This is a genomic window from Sphingopyxis sp. sgz302558 (assembly GCF_057220455.1).
In genome coordinates this window covers 1-16,434 of record NZ_JBXPUZ010000004.1, presented here as the reverse complement: position 1 = coordinate 16,434, position 16,434 = coordinate 1, and the positions used below count along the sequence as shown (strand labels likewise).

General features: G+C 61.0%; 14 protein-coding genes and 1 pseudogene. 11 read left to right on the top strand and 4 right to left on the bottom strand.

Annotated elements, in window-relative coordinates; translation table 11 throughout:
- Window positions 1–12: 12 nt before the first annotated feature.
- The 3 genes from AC2TC0_RS13955 to AC2TC0_RS13945 all read right to left on the bottom strand — a co-directional run bounded on the left by AC2TC0_RS13955 (window position 13) and on the right by AC2TC0_RS13945 (window position 4,190).
- Window positions 13–2,991: a Tn3-like element ISMpo10 family transposase gene (locus AC2TC0_RS13955; protein ID WP_012449407.1), complete on the bottom strand. Its 2,979-nt coding sequence runs from the start codon at window positions 2,989–2,991 to the stop codon at window positions 13–15.
- Window positions 2,992–2,995: 4 nt separating this feature from the next.
- Window positions 2,996–3,580: a recombinase family protein gene (locus tag AC2TC0_RS13950; protein WP_010339849.1), complete on the bottom strand. Its 585-nt coding sequence runs from the start codon at window positions 3,578–3,580 to the stop codon at window positions 2,996–2,998.
- 133 nt (window positions 3,581–3,713) lie between these two features.
- A complete protein-coding gene (locus AC2TC0_RS13945; RefSeq protein ID WP_010339850.1) occupies window positions 3,714–4,190 on the bottom strand; it encodes a YkgB family protein in 477 nt (158 codons plus the stop codon).
- A gap of 104 nt (window positions 4,191–4,294) precedes the next feature.
- Here AC2TC0_RS13945 and AC2TC0_RS13940 point away from each other — a divergent pair, with 104 nt between their 5' ends.
- Window positions 4,295–4,837, top strand: coding sequence for a MarR family winged helix-turn-helix transcriptional regulator (locus AC2TC0_RS13940; protein ID WP_010339851.1), 543 nt, complete (start codon window positions 4,295–4,297; stop codon window positions 4,835–4,837).
- Window positions 4,838–4,890: 53 nt separating this feature from the next.
- On the opposite strand, the pseudogene AC2TC0_RS13935 reads toward AC2TC0_RS13940, so the two are convergent.
- Window positions 4,891–5,664: pseudogene (locus AC2TC0_RS13935) on the bottom strand (DUF4158 domain-containing protein); the annotation flags it as partial.
- A 140-nt stretch (window positions 5,665–5,804) separates the two neighbouring features.
- Between AC2TC0_RS13935 and AC2TC0_RS13930 the strand changes: the two are divergent.
- From AC2TC0_RS13930 to AC2TC0_RS13885, 10 genes are all read left to right on the top strand, one after another.
- Window positions 5,805–6,374 carry a recombinase family protein gene (locus AC2TC0_RS13930; protein ID WP_007015735.1) on the top strand — a complete coding sequence of 190 codons (570 nt, stop codon included), beginning with the start codon at window positions 5,805–5,807 and terminating at the stop codon, window positions 6,372–6,374.
- The gene (locus tag AC2TC0_RS13925; protein ID WP_007015736.1) at window positions 6,375–7,748 is read left to right on the top strand and encodes a DUF7986 domain-containing protein; all 1,374 of its coding nucleotides are present in this window, start codon (window positions 6,375–6,377) and stop codon (window positions 7,746–7,748) included.
- Window positions 7,749–7,791: 43 nt separating this feature from the next.
- Entirely contained in the window at window positions 7,792–8,460 is a 669-nt protein-coding gene (locus tag AC2TC0_RS13920; protein ID WP_007015737.1) for a hypothetical protein, read from the top strand.
- Window positions 8,461–8,520: 60 nt separating this feature from the next.
- Window positions 8,521–9,150 (top strand): hypothetical protein, encoded by a 630-nt coding sequence (locus AC2TC0_RS13915; protein WP_007015738.1) that lies wholly within the window; start codon window positions 8,521–8,523, stop codon window positions 9,148–9,150.
- A gap of 154 nt (window positions 9,151–9,304) precedes the next feature.
- The gene (locus AC2TC0_RS13910) at window positions 9,305–9,802 is read left to right on the top strand and encodes a hypothetical protein (protein ID WP_039330979.1); all 498 of its coding nucleotides are present in this window, start codon (window positions 9,305–9,307) and stop codon (window positions 9,800–9,802) included.
- A gap of 177 nt (window positions 9,803–9,979) precedes the next feature.
- Window positions 9,980–11,245: a DUF3422 family protein gene (locus AC2TC0_RS13905; protein WP_007015740.1), complete on the top strand. Its 1,266-nt coding sequence runs from the start codon at window positions 9,980–9,982 to the stop codon at window positions 11,243–11,245.
- A gap of 149 nt (window positions 11,246–11,394) precedes the next feature.
- Entirely contained in the window at window positions 11,395–12,843 is a 1,449-nt protein-coding gene (locus tag AC2TC0_RS13900) for a sigma-54 dependent transcriptional regulator (protein WP_039330884.1), read from the top strand.
- A gap of 497 nt (window positions 12,844–13,340) precedes the next feature.
- Window positions 13,341–14,303 carry an NADH-quinone oxidoreductase subunit B family protein gene (locus AC2TC0_RS13895; protein WP_011536524.1) on the top strand — a complete coding sequence of 321 codons (963 nt, stop codon included), beginning with the start codon at window positions 13,341–13,343 and terminating at the stop codon, window positions 14,301–14,303.
- A gap of 13 nt (window positions 14,304–14,316) precedes the next feature.
- Window positions 14,317–15,960, top strand: coding sequence for a nickel-dependent hydrogenase large subunit (locus AC2TC0_RS13890; protein ID WP_007015744.1), 1,644 nt, complete (start codon window positions 14,317–14,319; stop codon window positions 15,958–15,960).
- 89 nt (window positions 15,961–16,049) lie between these two features.
- A complete protein-coding gene (locus AC2TC0_RS13885) occupies window positions 16,050–16,430 on the top strand; it encodes a hypothetical protein (protein ID WP_007015745.1) in 381 nt (126 codons plus the stop codon).
- Window positions 16,431–16,434: the final 4 nt, after the last annotated feature.

The window sequence follows — 16,434 nt, the reverse complement described above, 5'->3', positions numbered from 1 at the left end:
CCCAGATATACGCTAAGGTTTTGCCGTGCCTTCGACGGCGCGCATCTGGCGAAGCGGTCTGAGCGCGGTGGATGGCGCATCGGGATCGGTCCAGAGGTAATCGCCGGTGAGATTGATATGCTGCCAACCGAGCGGTGATAGGTGTTGCAGCAGGTCCGGCGGGACCGGCCGGCCGAGGTTGGCGAGATGCATCCGGGCGGCTTGCAGGTAGGTCGTGTTCCACAGGACGATGGCACCGGCGACGAGGTTCAGCGCGCTCGCCCGATGGCTTTGGGCTTGCAGCGCATGATCGCGGATACGGCCGATGCGATGGAAGAAGATGGCGCGTTTCAGGGCATTTTCCGCTTCTCCCTTGTTGAGTTCGCGGGTGGCGCGGCGACGCTGTTCGGGCTGCTCGATCCAGTCGAGCGTGAACAGGGTACGCTCGACGCGACCGATCTCGCGCAACGCCAGTGCCAGGCCGTTGGCGCGTGGATAGGAGCCGAGCCGTTCCAGCATGATCGAGGCGCTGACGACGCCTGTGCGGATCGAGGTTCCCAGTCGCAGCACGTCGTCCCAGTGTGCCTCGATCAGACCTTCGTCGATGCGGCCCGCGACCAGCGGCGCAATATCGGGGCCGGGTTCGATGCCGTTAAACAGGTGCAAACGGCGTGCGGCGATATTCGGGATACGCGGCGCGAACCGGAACCCAAGCAGATGACATAGCGCGAACACATGGTCGGAGACGCCCCCGCCATCGACGTGATGCTCTTCGATGTGCAGATCGGCGCCGTGGTGGAGCAGCCCGTCGAGCACCTGTGCCGCCTCGCTCGCCGAAGCGGAGATAACTGTGGAATGGAACGGCGCGTAGCGATCCGAGACGTGGCTGTAAAAGGAGACAGCCGGCTCTGTCCCCTTGTGCGGATTGACTGCGCCGGTTGCCTGGGCGCGGCGGTCGAGCGGAAAGTTCTGACCGTCTGAGCTGGACGAGGTGCCGGACCCGAACAGCGCGGCCAGCGGCGCGGTGTGTTGGGCGTCGACAAGCCGGGCGAGCGCGCGACCGTAGGTTTCCTCGCGCAGATGCCACGAGGCGAGCCAACCGAGTTGGCGCTGGGTCACGAGATTGCAGGCTTCCGCCATGCGCGTATGGCCCAGATTGGTGGCATCGGCGAGCACCGCCGTGAGGATCGCACGTGGTTCATCCGCGGCACGGCCACTTTGCAGATGCGTGAAGCACTGGCTGAACCCGGTCCATCGATCGACTTCGGCAAGAAGGTCGGTGATGCGGATCGCGGGCAGATGCGCATAGAGCGGCGCAAGGGCGGTATCGGATTCCTCGGGAGTAATCGCCTTCAAGGGCGAAATCCGCAGCCTGCCCAAGCTGAGCTGCACGTCTTCCAGCGCGTCCGTCTCCGCCTTTCGCTCGACCTCGGCCAATCGACGGGCGAGGCGGGCGCGTCGTTCGGCCAGCCAGATATCGGCCGTATCCGGTGCCGGTATCGGCAAGGGGCCGGCCGCGCGCATGTTGGCGAATACGGGGGCAGGAATGAGTTGCTGCTCGACAGCACGATAGCGTCGGCTTCCCTCGACCCACATGTCGCCGGCGCGAAGCCGGTCGCGAAGCTCGACCAGCACGCACAATTCATAGATCCTGCGATCGGGAATGCCGGTGCCGATCGCCCGACGCCAAGCTTGCCGGATGAAGCCGACTGGCGTGCCTGCAGGCAATTTGCGCAGATGACCAAAATGAAGGTCGCGCATGATCGCGACCGCTCGCGCGAGCGCATGGCAGGCTGGCACCGCCCCGAATGTGAACGAGGCGATGAACGAGGGACCGACCTGTCGGAGGACGGGGTAATTGGTCGCGGCGACCGCGACGGGATCGACCGAATCGGGGCGGATCAGCTTGCGGGCTTCATCGACCTCGCGGCCGAGATCATTCCATCCGATCGCTGCCTCGACCGCAGCGCCGATATCGCCACCTGATATCTTGGCGGCGAGCAAGGCAGCGCCGAGTTGGGCAAGCAGCCGGATTTTGCCGTTGATGGTGCGCCGGTTGCGCTTGAGTGTCGTGTCCGCGCTGTTCTGTTCGCGCCGGAACATCTGCCCAAGCAGGCGATCGAACATCAGCACCGCATCGTCGGTGAGGGTAACGATGGTTTCGAGGATGGTCGCCACCAATGTGGCGCGACGCCGCGTCGCTTGCAGCGTCCGAACATGTTGCGCGGTCAGCCGCACGCCTTCCTGGCACAGGCGTCGGAGGCGCTCGGGATGGACGCCTACGGCGATATCCGGATCGATCCCGATGGCCCGAAGCAGTGTCAGTCGCTCGATGATGGCGGCGAATGTCTTTCGGCCGGGCTTGCCGGGTGACTGCCGCACCCAGGCCAGATCGCTCAAGTTCGTGCCTGTGTGGGGCAGGAGAAGCGCATCGAGCAGCCGGCGCTGTCGAGCATCGAGTCCTCGGGTCAGATGCTCGGCGACATGGCGTTCGGCATCGAGCAACGCCTGTGCGACCATCCGCTCGACCGAACTGATGCCCGGCACAATGATGCGCCGTCGCCGGCACTCATCCAGCATCACGCGCGCCAGCCTAGCCCCGCTGGTCGTCGTCAGCGCGATCGGCAGGAGCCATTCCTGCAACGTCGTTCGCAGCGGCCGACTGAGCGGCATGAAGCCGAATGCATCGCGCAGTGCATCGAGCTGTTCGTACCGGGTCGGGCCGCGCGTCGCGTAGTCGGCCAGCACCTCGGGTCCGACCTGCAATTGCTCTGCGACGAACGCGAGCGGCGTATCAGGGATCAGTTCACCGGGTCGCAGGAAACGGCCAGGATAGCGCAGCGCGCAAAGCTGGATCGCGAAACCCAGCCGGTTATGCGGTCGCCTCCGGCGGACGATGATGGCCAAGTCGTCCCGGCTCAATGTCCAGTGCTGGACGAGCAGGGTTTCGTCGTCGGGAAGCGCGAGCAACGCCGCGCGTTGCTCGTCCGACAGGACGGCGCGACGCGGCATCGGCTTAGACCTTGGCCGGTGCGGTCCAGCCGATCCGGGCAAGCGTGCCGAGAAGGGTCGAACGCGGCACCTTGAAGGTCCGGCAGACGGACGCCTTGCTGGCCCCGCCATCCAGCGCGGCGGTGATCCGCTCGAGCGTTTCGGCGTCGATCATCGGCGGGCGGCCACCTTGGCGTCCCCGGCGTTTGGCAGCAGCCAGTCCCGCCATCACCCGTTCGCGCGTGAGCGCACGCTCATATTGTGCCAATGCACCGAACAGCGAGAACAGCAATTCGCCGTGCGGCGTGGTCGTATCCATCTGCTCGGTCAGCGACCGGAACGCGATGCCGCGCGCCTTCAGATCGGTGACGATCGTCAGCAGGTGCGGCAGCGAGCGTCCGAGCCGGTCGAGCTTCCACACGATCAGTGTGTCGCCCGCGTTCAGATAGTCGAGGCAGGCTTTCAGGCCTGGTCGGTCGTCGCGCGCGCCGGATGCCTTGTCGGTATGGAGATGCCGATGATCGACCCCGGTTGCGACGAGCGCGTCCCGCTGGAGATCGACCGTTTGGCGGTCATCGGTCGTTGACACCCGCATATATCCGACCAGCATGTACGACAAACCCTCGAAAGCATGTTTTCGAACACCCTATCAAAGCGACAGGGTTTGTCGATCGTTATGGGCTGAGGCGGGTATGGTTCGGCAAAAGCGCAGGTCCGGAGCGTCGCCTATCACCTGTTTGCCGTCACGCGTCTGCTGTCCGTATGGACGCAAGTAGAAGGCACGCTGATGCCGCAAGAAGCACCAGGTCCTTCAACAGGAACTGTCCGGTTCCGGCCGAAATCGCCGGGAACCCGCCAGCGGTCGGCTCGGCGACGCCAGGCGTGCTCAGGAAAAACGTCAGTGTCACGGCATAAGTCAGGCATGACATCGCCGCGCCGAGAGCGGAGGCCGTCTTGTTGAAAGCACCGATAATCAGCGCAGCGGCCGTCGCGAGCTCGACGGTGCCTATAAAATAGCTTCCACCCTGCACCCCAAAAACGGCCGGAATCCAGCTCATGATCGGACTGTTCTTCATCAATGGCGCGATGCCCATCGCTTCATAGCTCGTGAATTTCATGCAACCGAACCAGAGAAAGATGACCACCAGCGCCCAGCGCAGCAACGCGAGAGACCCGCGAGAGCCGGTCGTCTTTTCAGCTATGTGTAATGTCGAAAACATGGTGCCTCGCTTTCATCATGGCGCATGACCTGCCTTCATGCTTAGACAGGCGTGATATATGCGCTGCGCATACACTATACGCCGTCAATGAATGAGGCAACCCTTTGAACGTACTCTCGGACCGGCTCGTCAATCTGTTCGGCGCCCTCGCAGTGGGCATCACCGATCGAATTAAGAAGGCGGCATTCGACCCGACGATACCCGGCGGTGGCGAAACCACCGCGGCGATCGTCGTCATCGGTCACGCGACCGGTCTTTCGATCGACGAATTAGGACGGGTGCTAGGCTTGTCCCACGCGGGGACGGTGCGGCTTGTCGATCGATTGGTTGCAGCCGGGTTCGCCGTTCGATCCAAAGCGCTACGGGACCGTCGTGCAGTAGCGCTGATGCTCACTGAGGCAGGCGAGACTCGCCTATCTGCGATCCTGCAACGAAGAAACGAGACTTTATCCGAAATCCTTAGCCATGTCTCGAATGCTGACCGCCTCGTGCTGGAACGTATTGCCGAGACAATACTTGCGCAGATGTCTGACGACGCTGTCTCGGCGCTGACGATATGCCGGCTCTGCGACGAGAGGCGATGCTACAACTGTCCGATGGATGCCTTTGGAATGCTGGAGTCGTCGACGCATAGAGTCGACCCATAAGTGCGCGCAGAGACGCTTAGCGTATATCTGTGCCCGTTCTATGTCCTGACCCCATATTGCCGGAAGCGGTCCGCGTGGATGCGGCCAGCCACGTCCGGGGAGATGCCGATCTTCCGCACTTGCCGCAGGCGGTCGAGAATCTGGCGGATATGATCGGGCCTTGCCGCGATGGGAATGGTCTTGAGCGAAGCGAGCTGGCTCATGCCCCCGGCGTCGTCAAAGAGCTGGTCGAGGGCGTGGACCTGTTCAGCGCTGAGATCGTCGATCAGGGCATAGGCGGCTTGCTTGCGGGCACGCGCGCGCCCCGCGCTGCTGGCACGCTCGATGGTGGAGATGGACGGCAGCAGAATCCGGGCCTCACGAAGGGCGGTGACAACACCGGTCGCTATCGTCATCCCCTTGTCGGTCGCCCATGCCGTTTTCGTGGCCGCTTCGATCATGAACGGAATATCGGCACGCGTCGGCCCTCGCAGTCCCAAGCGCGCGGCTAGCTCGCGAGCATGGTCCGTCATGGTCTGGTCCCTCGCCGCATAGTCAGCCAGATCCGTGACGCGCAGGCCAAGCTGTTCTGCGACGAAGGCGGCGAGATCATGGGGCATCGCTCCCCTGTTCTGTATCAACTGCGCCAGTGTGATGCCCGGGTGGCGCAAGAGCGCGAGTTGCAGCGCGACGCCCAACTGGTTCCGTCGTTCCCGTCGCGCGCCGATGATCTCGATGTCCGCAGGCTCGAAGGTGTAGAGCCGAGCCAAGTGGTCGCGATCGGTCGGGATGGCAAGGATCTGATTGCGCTCGCTCTCGGTCAGGAGTTGATGCTTGCGCTTCGTCATGCCGATTCCCGTCCACAAAAGGTCAACTGCGCCTATGGACAGCCATGAGTAAAGAGACATAGTATGTGGACGGCTATGGGCGGGGTGAAGCGGTCGCCCTTCAGAGCGTCCACAGAACGACCGTTTGGGAGACACGATAGATGGGCGGCATTCTGGGCTACGCCCGCGTCAGCACCGGCGATCAGGATGTGGCGGGCCAGACCATGCGACTGGAGAATGCCGGCGCCATCAAGGTGTTCACCGATGTAATATCGGGAAAAAGCATGGAGCGGCCTGGACTGGCCGAACTGATCGCCTATGCCCGCAAGGGTGACACGCTCGCCGTGGTCCGCCTCGATCGGCTTGGGCGTTCGCTGACTGAACTGCTCGCCACAGTCGAAACTTTGCGCAGCCAAGGCATCGCCCTCCTGAGTCTTGAGGAAAAAATCGACACCTCGTCGGCCGCCGGCGAACTCATCTTCCATGTGTTCGGAGCTATCGCCCATTTCGAGCGGCGGCTAATCTCTGAGCGGACCCGCGATGGGATCGCCGCTGCACGCGCCAAGGGCAAGCAGCCTGGCCGTCAGCCGCTCGACATGTCCAAGGTGGATGCGGCCATCAAACTGGTCGAAGCCCGTATCTCGCCGACAGAGGCAGCACGGCAACTCGGCATCGGCAGATCCACCATCTATCGCGAAATGCGCCGCCTTGGCGTGGAAAGGCCTGCCTGAATGTCCAGATTGAAATCTGCTCACGATCTGTCCGGGCTGATGAAATATGCGGATCGTGCTCCGTGGGACGAGGCGATGGATGAAATGCTGTCCGCGCATCTCGGTCCGGCATGTGAAGCGACCGGCCTCGAACCCGACGCCATATTCGAGATCATCGGTGATCATTGGCAAGGGCCGCTATGGGGCTGCGCCTTTGAAGATCTGCTGACACAGGAACTGGAACCTGACGGTCGCAATCTGGTCGATGACTATCTCAAGCGCCGAGGCTGGAACGAGAAGGCGCCGAACAAGGCCTATATGCGCGCGCTGCGGGATACGATGATGTCGCTCTATGAGGTTAGCGAGGTCGTCCCCGGTCAGTCGATGACCTTGCGTGATCTGTTGCGGGATGTTGCGCCAGTCACGGTCCGCGAACACGGCGCGACACAGACCCTCGTCAACTGGGACAAGATCGCTGCACGGGTTGTCGATGTGAACGGTCGCCATGGCATCTCGGGCGCGCTGTTGCCGTTCAGCGCTGATGGCGCCCTACAACTGATCGACGCGTTTGGCCGGCTTGCGGACGATGCAAAGGACACCTCCGAACTAAACCAGACCGACCGGGATGCTATTTTACGGGCATCAGGCCCGATGTTCACGAACATGTGGCTGCTCGATTGTCTGGGCAAAGCCATGCCTGGCACCATGCCGGATATGGTCAACGCCGATGGCGATGATCTTGTGTTCCACCGCATCGTCTTCCCCCTGGCCAAGGGCGTGATCGGCAAGAGCGTGGTTCGCAGGCTGAACGCGGCACAATGGCTGGAGCCTGCCAGCGACACATTCTGGAACTGGCTGGTGCCGGTGACGAAGGAGAGAAAACCACGAACGGCCAAAGGCGGGCAGGCTTTTGTGACGACCATGGAGGACGGCACACCCGTCTTCGCCAATGTCGAGTTGGCGGGACGCAAACTGATCGTTGAGGTCAATAGTGCCGCCCGTGCGGAGAAAGCGATTGCGCAAATGGGCGAATGGCTTGGTGATTGCGTGAGCACACCTATGACCGAAATCCGGACTCTGGCCCAGTTCATGGCTGATGACGCCGCCCGCGCTCCGCAGGAAGAGCCGCTCGATATCCCGCCGGACGAAATGGAGCGCATCGTTCATGATATGCTGACACGCGAATATACCAAAACGCTTGATGAAGCGGTGCCTGCCCTTGGCAACAAGACGCCGCGCGCTCTGGCCCGCACGAAGGCTGGCCGGGCGAAAGTGGCCGACTGGCTCAAATATATAGAGAATGGCGCAGCAAAATCCGGGGTCGGCGAGCCAATGGCTACCTATGATTTTACGTGGATGTGGCAAGAGCTGGGCATCATCGGCCTCCGCAGGTGATGCCCTTGCACGCCGTTCCGGTATTGTTCGTCCTTAGCGTTGCTTGGCGTACCTCCCACGCTATGCCCTCTTCAAGGAGCGCGGCAATACCGACGCCATGATTGTCACGCGCCGTAGCCAGCAGGTCTTCTCAGAAAGTTGCGAGGCTCACGGTGGCACCATCGTCCCGGCCGATGACCTGCGGACCGGGATGTTCCGCAACCGCGTCATTGCCCACCTGACCCGACCCACCGGGTATCGTCATCAATGGCGCGGTGAAGTGGCGATCTGCGACGGCAGCGGAGGCGAGCCGCTGGTGGGGTTCGTGTCTCTCCTGATGGATAATTCGGAGATTTCACGGTCCGGCGATATCGGGAGCCAGGTGATGGGGCGTTTGTTCGGCGGCCTGTCCAACACCACGGCGATTTACCTGTTTCACCCGGATCGACTGCCGACCGTTGCCGATGCCGCTGCGGTCGTCGACGAGGAAGAGCGCCGGATTGCCGCGGTCGAAGAGCGGTTCGAGGCAGCGAGCGAGCGGATCGCGGAGTTCCAGCGGAACCTGGCGATCGGCGACGAAAGCAACTGCGGCACGGTGATCGAGGTTCGCGGCCCCATGGCAGAGATTGCGGTGCCGACCAACCGGCGTGCGCCCAATGGGGAAAGCACCTTCTGGTCGCGGATCGAGCGCCTCGCGCCGCCCGGCTACGCGATCTGCACTTTCGGCCTCTGACGCCCACAGACCCACAATTACACATCCCCACAAGTCCACATTCACGAGGAGGATCAACAAATGCGCATAATCTCAGTCCAGAGCATTGCCGGCGGCACCGGTGTTACCAGCGTTGCCACCGAAATCATCGCCGACAAGCTGCGTGCAAAGGAGGCAATTCTGGCCATCGATCTGGGCAACACCCAAATGCTCGGCCGCAAGAATCTCGGTCGTGGTTTCGAGACGCTGGGTGACGCATCGCTGATCTTCGGCGCATGGCCCGCTGGAGTATGGCTACGGCAGGAAGCCCTTCCGCGACTCTGCCTGTTGGACCTGCGGGAACAGCGGCACCCCTATGATGCATGCGAAGAAGAGGTGCTGCTGGCGCTCACCTGCTATGACAGCGTCGGCGATATTCTCGACAGGTTGCGCGACCAGATGGCCAGTTTCGCCACCCGCTTCGACAGCTGCGTGGTGGACCTGTCCCAGGCGCCCGACCTGCTCAGGCGCCTGTTCATCGCCGTCAGCGACGAGGTGCATTTCTGCGAACGCCTGATGTCAGAATCGCAGACCTGGGAGGCCTTCCGCGAGAAATTCCTCGATGGCGAGGAGTACAAGCCCGACCAGATCTGGATCAAGCACCCCGATCGCGGCGAATGGCGGCCGCAGGTGATCGAGGACTGCCCGGGAATGCGGCTTGTCGATGCCTGATCCTTCATCGGCGTGCGCTGCGGCGGGAGGTCGAGCAAACGGTGTCCACCAAAGGGCCGCCCTCCCCTCGCTTCGGACTGCATCGAAGACCCCTTCGATCGCTCATTGACCTTGGTCCGGCACATACGCAGTCGGAGTGTCGAAGGAGAAAGCGATGCGTACCTCATTCGATCTTGGCAAATTCGATCCCGAGGTCACCTTGATGGATGCCGCCGTCGAAGAGGAGATCTTGCCGACCATGCGAATGGTGGCAAATGCCAGCCTGGGCGTCGAGCCCTTCGACGCCTACTACGCGGCGCAGGAACTGCTCGAGGTGCTGGAGGCGGTCCAGAGAAAGACACCCGGGGCAAAGGTAAGGCTGGCAGGCATTCTTTCGGCGGACTGCGACGATTACCAGCGTTGCCTCTATTACTGCCTCGCTGGGCGAGGAGCTGGCGTTATGCTCCTGTCCCTGTCGTGGCTGGTCCGCATTCTCCGCGGAAGGGCGGGTGCAATGGGCGAAGTCCTGCGAACGAAGGCAGAGGTGGAGCCGCCCTGCCCTCCTTATGTCGCCTCCCAACCTGATGGCCCGGTACCGTCGGCAAGCGAAGATTTCCACCTCGGTCCATCCTGGACCAGGGACCCGTTGACATATGGGCCGATCAAAGATTGAAGCGGCAACTTTGTTGGACGGTCCGGAACGGCAGGTTTTGGGGAGTGAACGAGGGATAGCTGCCCATTGTTGCGGCCATGTCCGATGGCAGCTAGCCGAGATCGATTTTACCGGCATTGCGGCTTCGCGCTTGTTTGAATAGGTCTGGCCCGGAATCCACTGGCGGGGAATGAGGCTATGCGAGAACATGAGTTGCGGCGGCAAGTTGTCAGCGAAATGCATTTGCGTCGCTGGCCGCTGTTGCAACTGCCGGTCGCAGTGTTCCAGTGGGTGCTTGAGGTTGGGCCTGGCGAGCGTGAGGCGGAGCGCTCAGTCTTGTCCGCTCTGTGCGGAAGCCAATCGGATGAAGAGAATCCGCGCCACCTGTCAGGTGCACTCTTTGGCGACGTCTCCTTTACATGGGAGCGACAGAGCGAAGGTTCGACGCTGACAGTGTTTTGTCCGGAACGCGCCATCGAAGTTTTGCTCGACCCCGGACTGGACTCTTCGGTGGGCGAGGCCATTGACTGGGCGGAAACCCTGCCGGGCGCAATCATTCGCGCGACATCGATCTGGGTTGGTGGCGACGAAGCCGAAGTCGAGAGGGCATTGCCGGCGGTTGATTTCAATCGCAGCGAGCTTGTGTCATGCGGCCTCTCCGGGGGAGTGCGTATCTGGTCGGATTTTCGCATTCACCCCGATGGCCGGGGGCGCCTTGTGGTGTCAGCCGGGGAAGTCGACCGGAGTGATCTCACCCGGCAACTGCAGCAATTGCAGGAGCTTGGGAATTACCGCAACAAGGCGCTCTTGGGGCTGCCGGTGGCACAAGAGGCCTGGCCAAGGCTGGACGCGGCCGAACGCGAATTGGCCGCACTTGCCAAGGCCGTAACGTCCTCGGTGGCCTCTGACGATGATTTGCTGGCGCAATTGTCTGACCTCAGCCTGGAACTTTCGACCATTGCCACGTCAATCGGCTATCGCATGAACGCTACCGCAGCCTATTCGCGTCTGGTGGAAGAGAGGCTCGCACAACTTGCTCCGGAACCGATCCGTGGGTTCGCTTCGCTCGTCGACTTCACTGAACGCCGCTTCCTGCCAGCAGCGCGCACCTGCGCCGCCTTGACTGAGCGCGAACGCCAGCTGACACGGCGTGCGCGCCAAATCTCCGAACTGCTGCGCGCCCGCATCGAGACGCGAATCGAGAACCAGAACGCGAAGCTGCTTCGATCGATGGAGCGCAGCACGACGATGCAAGTGCGCTTGCAGCAGATCGTCGAGGGCCTCTCAGTAGTGGCCGTGAGTTATTATGCCATCGGCCTGCTAGGGTATGCCATAAAGGGTGCGTCCCATCACTTTGACTGGGTTGATCCGGAAGTTGCGATCGCTTTGCTGGTGCTGCCGGTCCTGGGATCCGTGTGGTTTGCGCTCCATTCGCTCAAGAAGCGGGTTCTGGGCGGCCATTAACTGCATCCACGCGGAAATTGCGCAAGCGACAGCGCCTGTTACCAGCCTCCAAGCACATTTCATTGTTAAGTTAGCAGGCGAAATGCAAACTTTCCTTGCACATCGGTCGCGACTGGCAGTAGCAGTTGCGGTCCGCTGCATGTTGGGAGGTGCATTTGGCCGGGGAATTGACGATCCTTGTTGTTTCGCGCGACGATGCGCTGATCAGCGCGGCGCGAGCTGGGCTGAAGGAGCGAGCAGATTACCGGCTGGTCATAGCTGAGGACGGCAAGGCCGCGCAGGAGCGGCTCAACGACATCGAAGTACACCTCTTGCTTTGCGATCTCGACACGGTGGACGATGCCCAGGACAACATACTGACACGCGCGCGCGTGTCACATCCGGGGGTTTGTCGAATTGCGGTCTCTTCGCAGAATCGCGACGAAGCTGACAGCGAGGCAGTCCGTCGCTCTGCCGCCTATCTCTATCTGTTCAAGCCGCTAACACCTCATCAGATTGCGCTCATGGTAAAGCGCAGCCTGGAAATGAACGAACTTTCGCGACGCCATCGCCTTCTTTCGCGTGAACTGAAGATTTCGGTCGATGACCAGATCTTCGAGGAACGCGTGGATATGTCAGTCAAGGGCGGTTACTCGCAATTCGAGAAGCTCGTTTATGCCAGCGCCAAGATGGCTGATTTGATCGTTGAAGCGCGCAAGGCGGCGGTTACCGATCTGCCAGTCCTCATCGAGGGCGACACCGGGACGGGCAAGGAACTGCTGGCGCGAGCGATCCATTTCAACTCTACACGTGTCGATTCTCCGATCCATGTACAGAATTGCGGCGGTATGCTGGATTCCACGCTCCATTCCGAATTGTTCGGACATGTGCGGGGGGCTTACACCGGAGCCACCGCAGACCGGCTTGGGCTGTTCCGTGCCGCAGATGGCGGAACGGTGTTCCTTGACGAAATTTCAGATGTTTCGCCGAGTTTCCAGGTCAGCCTGCTGCGCTTCCTTCAGAATGGCGAGGTTAAACCGCTAGGGTCGGACAAGTTGTTGCATGCCAATGTCCGGATCATTGCGGCGTCGAACCGGCCGCTTCTGGAAATGGTCGAAAAAGGCGAATTTCGGCGTGACCTGTATTATCGTCTCAAAGGCTTTTCGCTGAGCATCCCGGCGCTGCGAGACAGGCGGGAGGATATTCCTGTTCTTACAGATTTCTTCATCGAGAAATATGCCGGAGTAGTCGGCCGCAGGGTAATTGGCATTACGCAGAGTGCGCTCGACAGGCTGCAGGCTCATCAATATCCAGGCAATGTCCGGGAACTGGAAAGCGAGATCAGGCGCGCGGTGGCGCTGGCTGAAAATGGTGGTTACATTACAGAGCGTAACCTTTCGGCCGTGTTTGATAATCTCGTTGTTGCCCCGGATGTCGGCCAGCAGGCGGAAATGGAAGGCGGCACACTCAAGGAGATGGTCGAGCGTCTGGAGCAACGGGTCGTGGTAGGTGCACTCACCCGTTTTCGCTGGAACCAGAGCAAGACTGCCGACGCGCTGGGGCTATCCCGCGTGGGCCTGGCCAACAAGATCAAGCGCTACGGTCTGCATGATGGCTGACGTTGGTCTCATGCAGGAGCAGGAGCAGGAGCAGGAACGGGAGTGGCAGTGAAATGGCAGACCGGGACAATGTTGTTCGCTTGCGTTTTTCCCGCATGCCCTATCCGGGGCAAGAGGCGCCACAAGACCTCGGCTCGACAAAACTGACGCGAACAGCGGGTGCAGGACTTTCTGGTGCGCATGGCCATTGGTGCGGGCGCTGCAAAGGCATCTGGTATTCGGCGTTCGGCGAAGTTGAATGCCCGGTCTGCGGCAACCGGCACGGCTAGCCTGAACGGTTGGCATACGCACCTCCTGCGGCTCCGACTGCAAAGAATGTTTCAAGGAGTGCGTGCAAAGTTTCTTTGCATTTTCTTCGCCGAAAATATGAGCTTCATCATAAAATACTGAAAATGCTTTATTATTTTTCTGGCACGAATCATGCTTAATGTCCTCCCATAGCCCGCAGGGGCATTTGGCCGGTCGGGCACTCCGCCGGGAAGTTGGGAGACTGAGAAATGGCGAATCTGTTGTGGCTTCAAGGCGGTGCGTGCTCTGGCAACACCATGTCCTTCCTTAATGCCGAGGAGCCCAGCGCATGCGATCTGGTGACGGATTTTGGCATCAATGTCCTTTGGCATCCCTCGCTTGGCCTCGAGCTGGGTGAGAATGTCAAAGTCATGATGGAAAAGTGCCTTTCCGGCGAAATCCCGCTCGACATTTTCGTGTTCGAAGGCAGCGTCATCAATGCGCCCAACGGTACCGGCGAATGGAATCGCTTCTGTGGCCGCCCGATGAAAGACTGGGTGGCAGATCTTTCTGCCAAGGCGCAATTTGTTGTGGCAATCGGCGATTGCGCCACCTGGGGCGGCATCCCGGCAACGGCGCCGAACCCGTCTGAAAGCGAAGGCTTGCAGTTCCTCAAGCGGGCCAAGGGTGGAGCGCTGGGCGAAGGCTTCACGTCTCAGGCTGGCCTTCCGGTCATCAATATTCCCGGCTGCCCCGCTCACCCTGACTGGGTAACGCAGATCCTTGTCGCCGTTGCCACGGGCCGCGCGGGCGACCTGACGCTGGACGAATTCCATCGGCCAAAGACCTTCTTCTCCAGCTTCACGCAGACGGGCTGCACCCGCAACATGCACTTCGCCTACAAGGTCTCGACCACGGCCTTCGGTCAGCGCAAGGGCTGCCTCTATTACGATCTGGGGTGCCGCGGCCCGATGACTCACAGCCCCTGCAACCGCATTCTGTGGAACCGCGTTTCGTCCAAGACCCGTGCTGGCATGCCCTGCCTTGGCTGTACGGAACCGGAATTCCCCTTCTTCGATCTCGCCCCAGGAACTGTCTTCAAGACCCAGACTGTGATGGGCGTGCCGAAGGATCTGCCGCTAGGGGTTGATCGTACCGGCTACGTCAAGCTCACAGCTGCCGCCAAGGGTGCGGCTCCGGCGTGGGCCGAAGAGGATATCTTCGTCGTCTGATTCATGAGGGTTCATGGCGCGCAGCGAAGCGCGCCGCACACAGAATTTCGGGAGAATTACAATGGCAGCTACACAAACCCTCGACATTTCGCCCGTTGGCCGGGTGGAGGGCGACCTTGATGTCCGCGTCGACATCGAGAACGGGATCGTCACCAATGCATGGACGCAAGCGGAAATGTTCCGCGGCTTCGAAGTCATCCTCAAGAACAAGGATCCACAGGCCGGGCTTGTCGTTACGCCTCGTGCTTGCGGCATCTGCGGTGCCTCGCACCTGTCCTGTGCTGCCTGGGCACTCGATTCCGCCTGGGGTACCACCGTTCCGCGTAACGCGATCCTTGCCCGCAATCTCGGGCAAATCGTCGAAACACTCCAGTCAATCCCGCGACATCACTATGGTCTGTTCATGATCGACTACACCAACCAGAACTATGCGAAGTCCAAGTTCTACGAAGAAGCGGTGAAGCGCTATGCGCCCTTCACAGGGACCTCCTATGAAGCGGGTGTGACCATTTCGGGCCGCCCGGTAGAAATCTATGCCCTGCTTGGCGGGCAGTGGCCGCATTCTTCCTTCATGGTTCCTGGCGGCGTGATGTGCGCCCCGACCCTGACCGACGTGACCCGCGCCTGGTCGATCCTGGAGCACTTCCGCCGCAACTGGATCGAACCGTTGTTCCTTGGTTGCTCGATGGAGCGCTATGAGGAAATCACCACGTACGATCAACTGATGGCGTGGCTTGATGAGCGGCCGGAACACGCGAATTCCGATCTCGGCATGTTTATCCGCATGTCGCTCGACATCGGACTGGAGAAATATGGCACTGGCCACGGCAAGTTCATCTCGTGGGGCTATCTCCCGCATGAAGACCGTTACAACAACCCCACGATTGAAGGCCGCAACAGCGCCGTGATCATGAAATCGGGGACGTTCGACGGTGCCAGCGGCGCGTTCAAGCTGATGGATCAGGGCAATGTCCGCGAGGACATGCAGCGCGCGTGGTACAACGAAGGGGACGATATCCACCCATTCGACCGGACGACGATGCCAATCGCGAAAAACGACATCGATACTGATGGCAAATACAGCTGGTCGACTGCCGTTCGCCACGCCGAACATGGTCGTCTTGAGGCCGGCCCGCTCGCGCGGCAGCTGATCGCTGGTGGCGATCATGGCGAGGCCTGGCAACACAGTGATGGACTGGTGCTCGACATGTATCGCAAGCTTGGCGGCGCTTCGACCTACCTGCGCCACTTCGCCCGCCTGCATGAGCTGTGCAAGCTATACCGCGAAGCCGAACGCATCCTGCGCGAGTTCCGTCTCAACGATGAATGGTACATCAAGCCTACTGAGCGCGATGGCCAGGGATGGGGCGCGACCGAGGCTGCGCGTGGCGCCTTGTGCCACTGGATCGACGTGCGCGATGGCAAGATCCACAATTACCAGATCATCGCTCCGACCACATGGAATGTCGGCCCGCGTGCGAGCAATGGCGAGTTGGGACCGATCGAGGAGGCACTCATCGGCACCCCGATTACAAATACTGCCGATCCGGTTGAAGTCGGACATGTCTGCCGTTCCTACGACAGCTGCCTGGTTTGTACGGTCCACGCACACGATGCGAAAACGGGCGAGGAACTGGCGCGCTTCCGCACAGCTTGATATCGGGCCGCCGGGTGGGAGGACGCTGTGAGGTGTCTCCCACCCGAGGCTGCGAATAGAATAACAACCCGTTGGGAGAATGCGCCGGAATGACTGGCGACAACACCGAATTGCAGCGCCAGCGCGAATGGCTCCTGTCCCGGTATGGCGTGGTGCCTTCAGAGGCCGATCATGCGACACTTCTGCGCATGATCGAGGATTATCTCAACGAAGGGCTGGAAACGCAGGTTGAGCCATTTCCCGAAACCGACCGCGAGTTTTCAGGCATTCTTGACGAGTTAAGGGCGCTCGACCCGGATGATCTAAGGGCCAAGCTCGACATTTCCGGCTGGTTGCTTCGCCCGTACGGGGCAGACGAGATGCGCTGTCAGGAATGCATGTATTATCTGGTCCACAGGCGCTGGTGTGACCTGCCGGAGCTAAGCTTGCCCGCCGAGCCCGAATGGTGGTGTCGCCTCTGGCGCATTTGAAGGA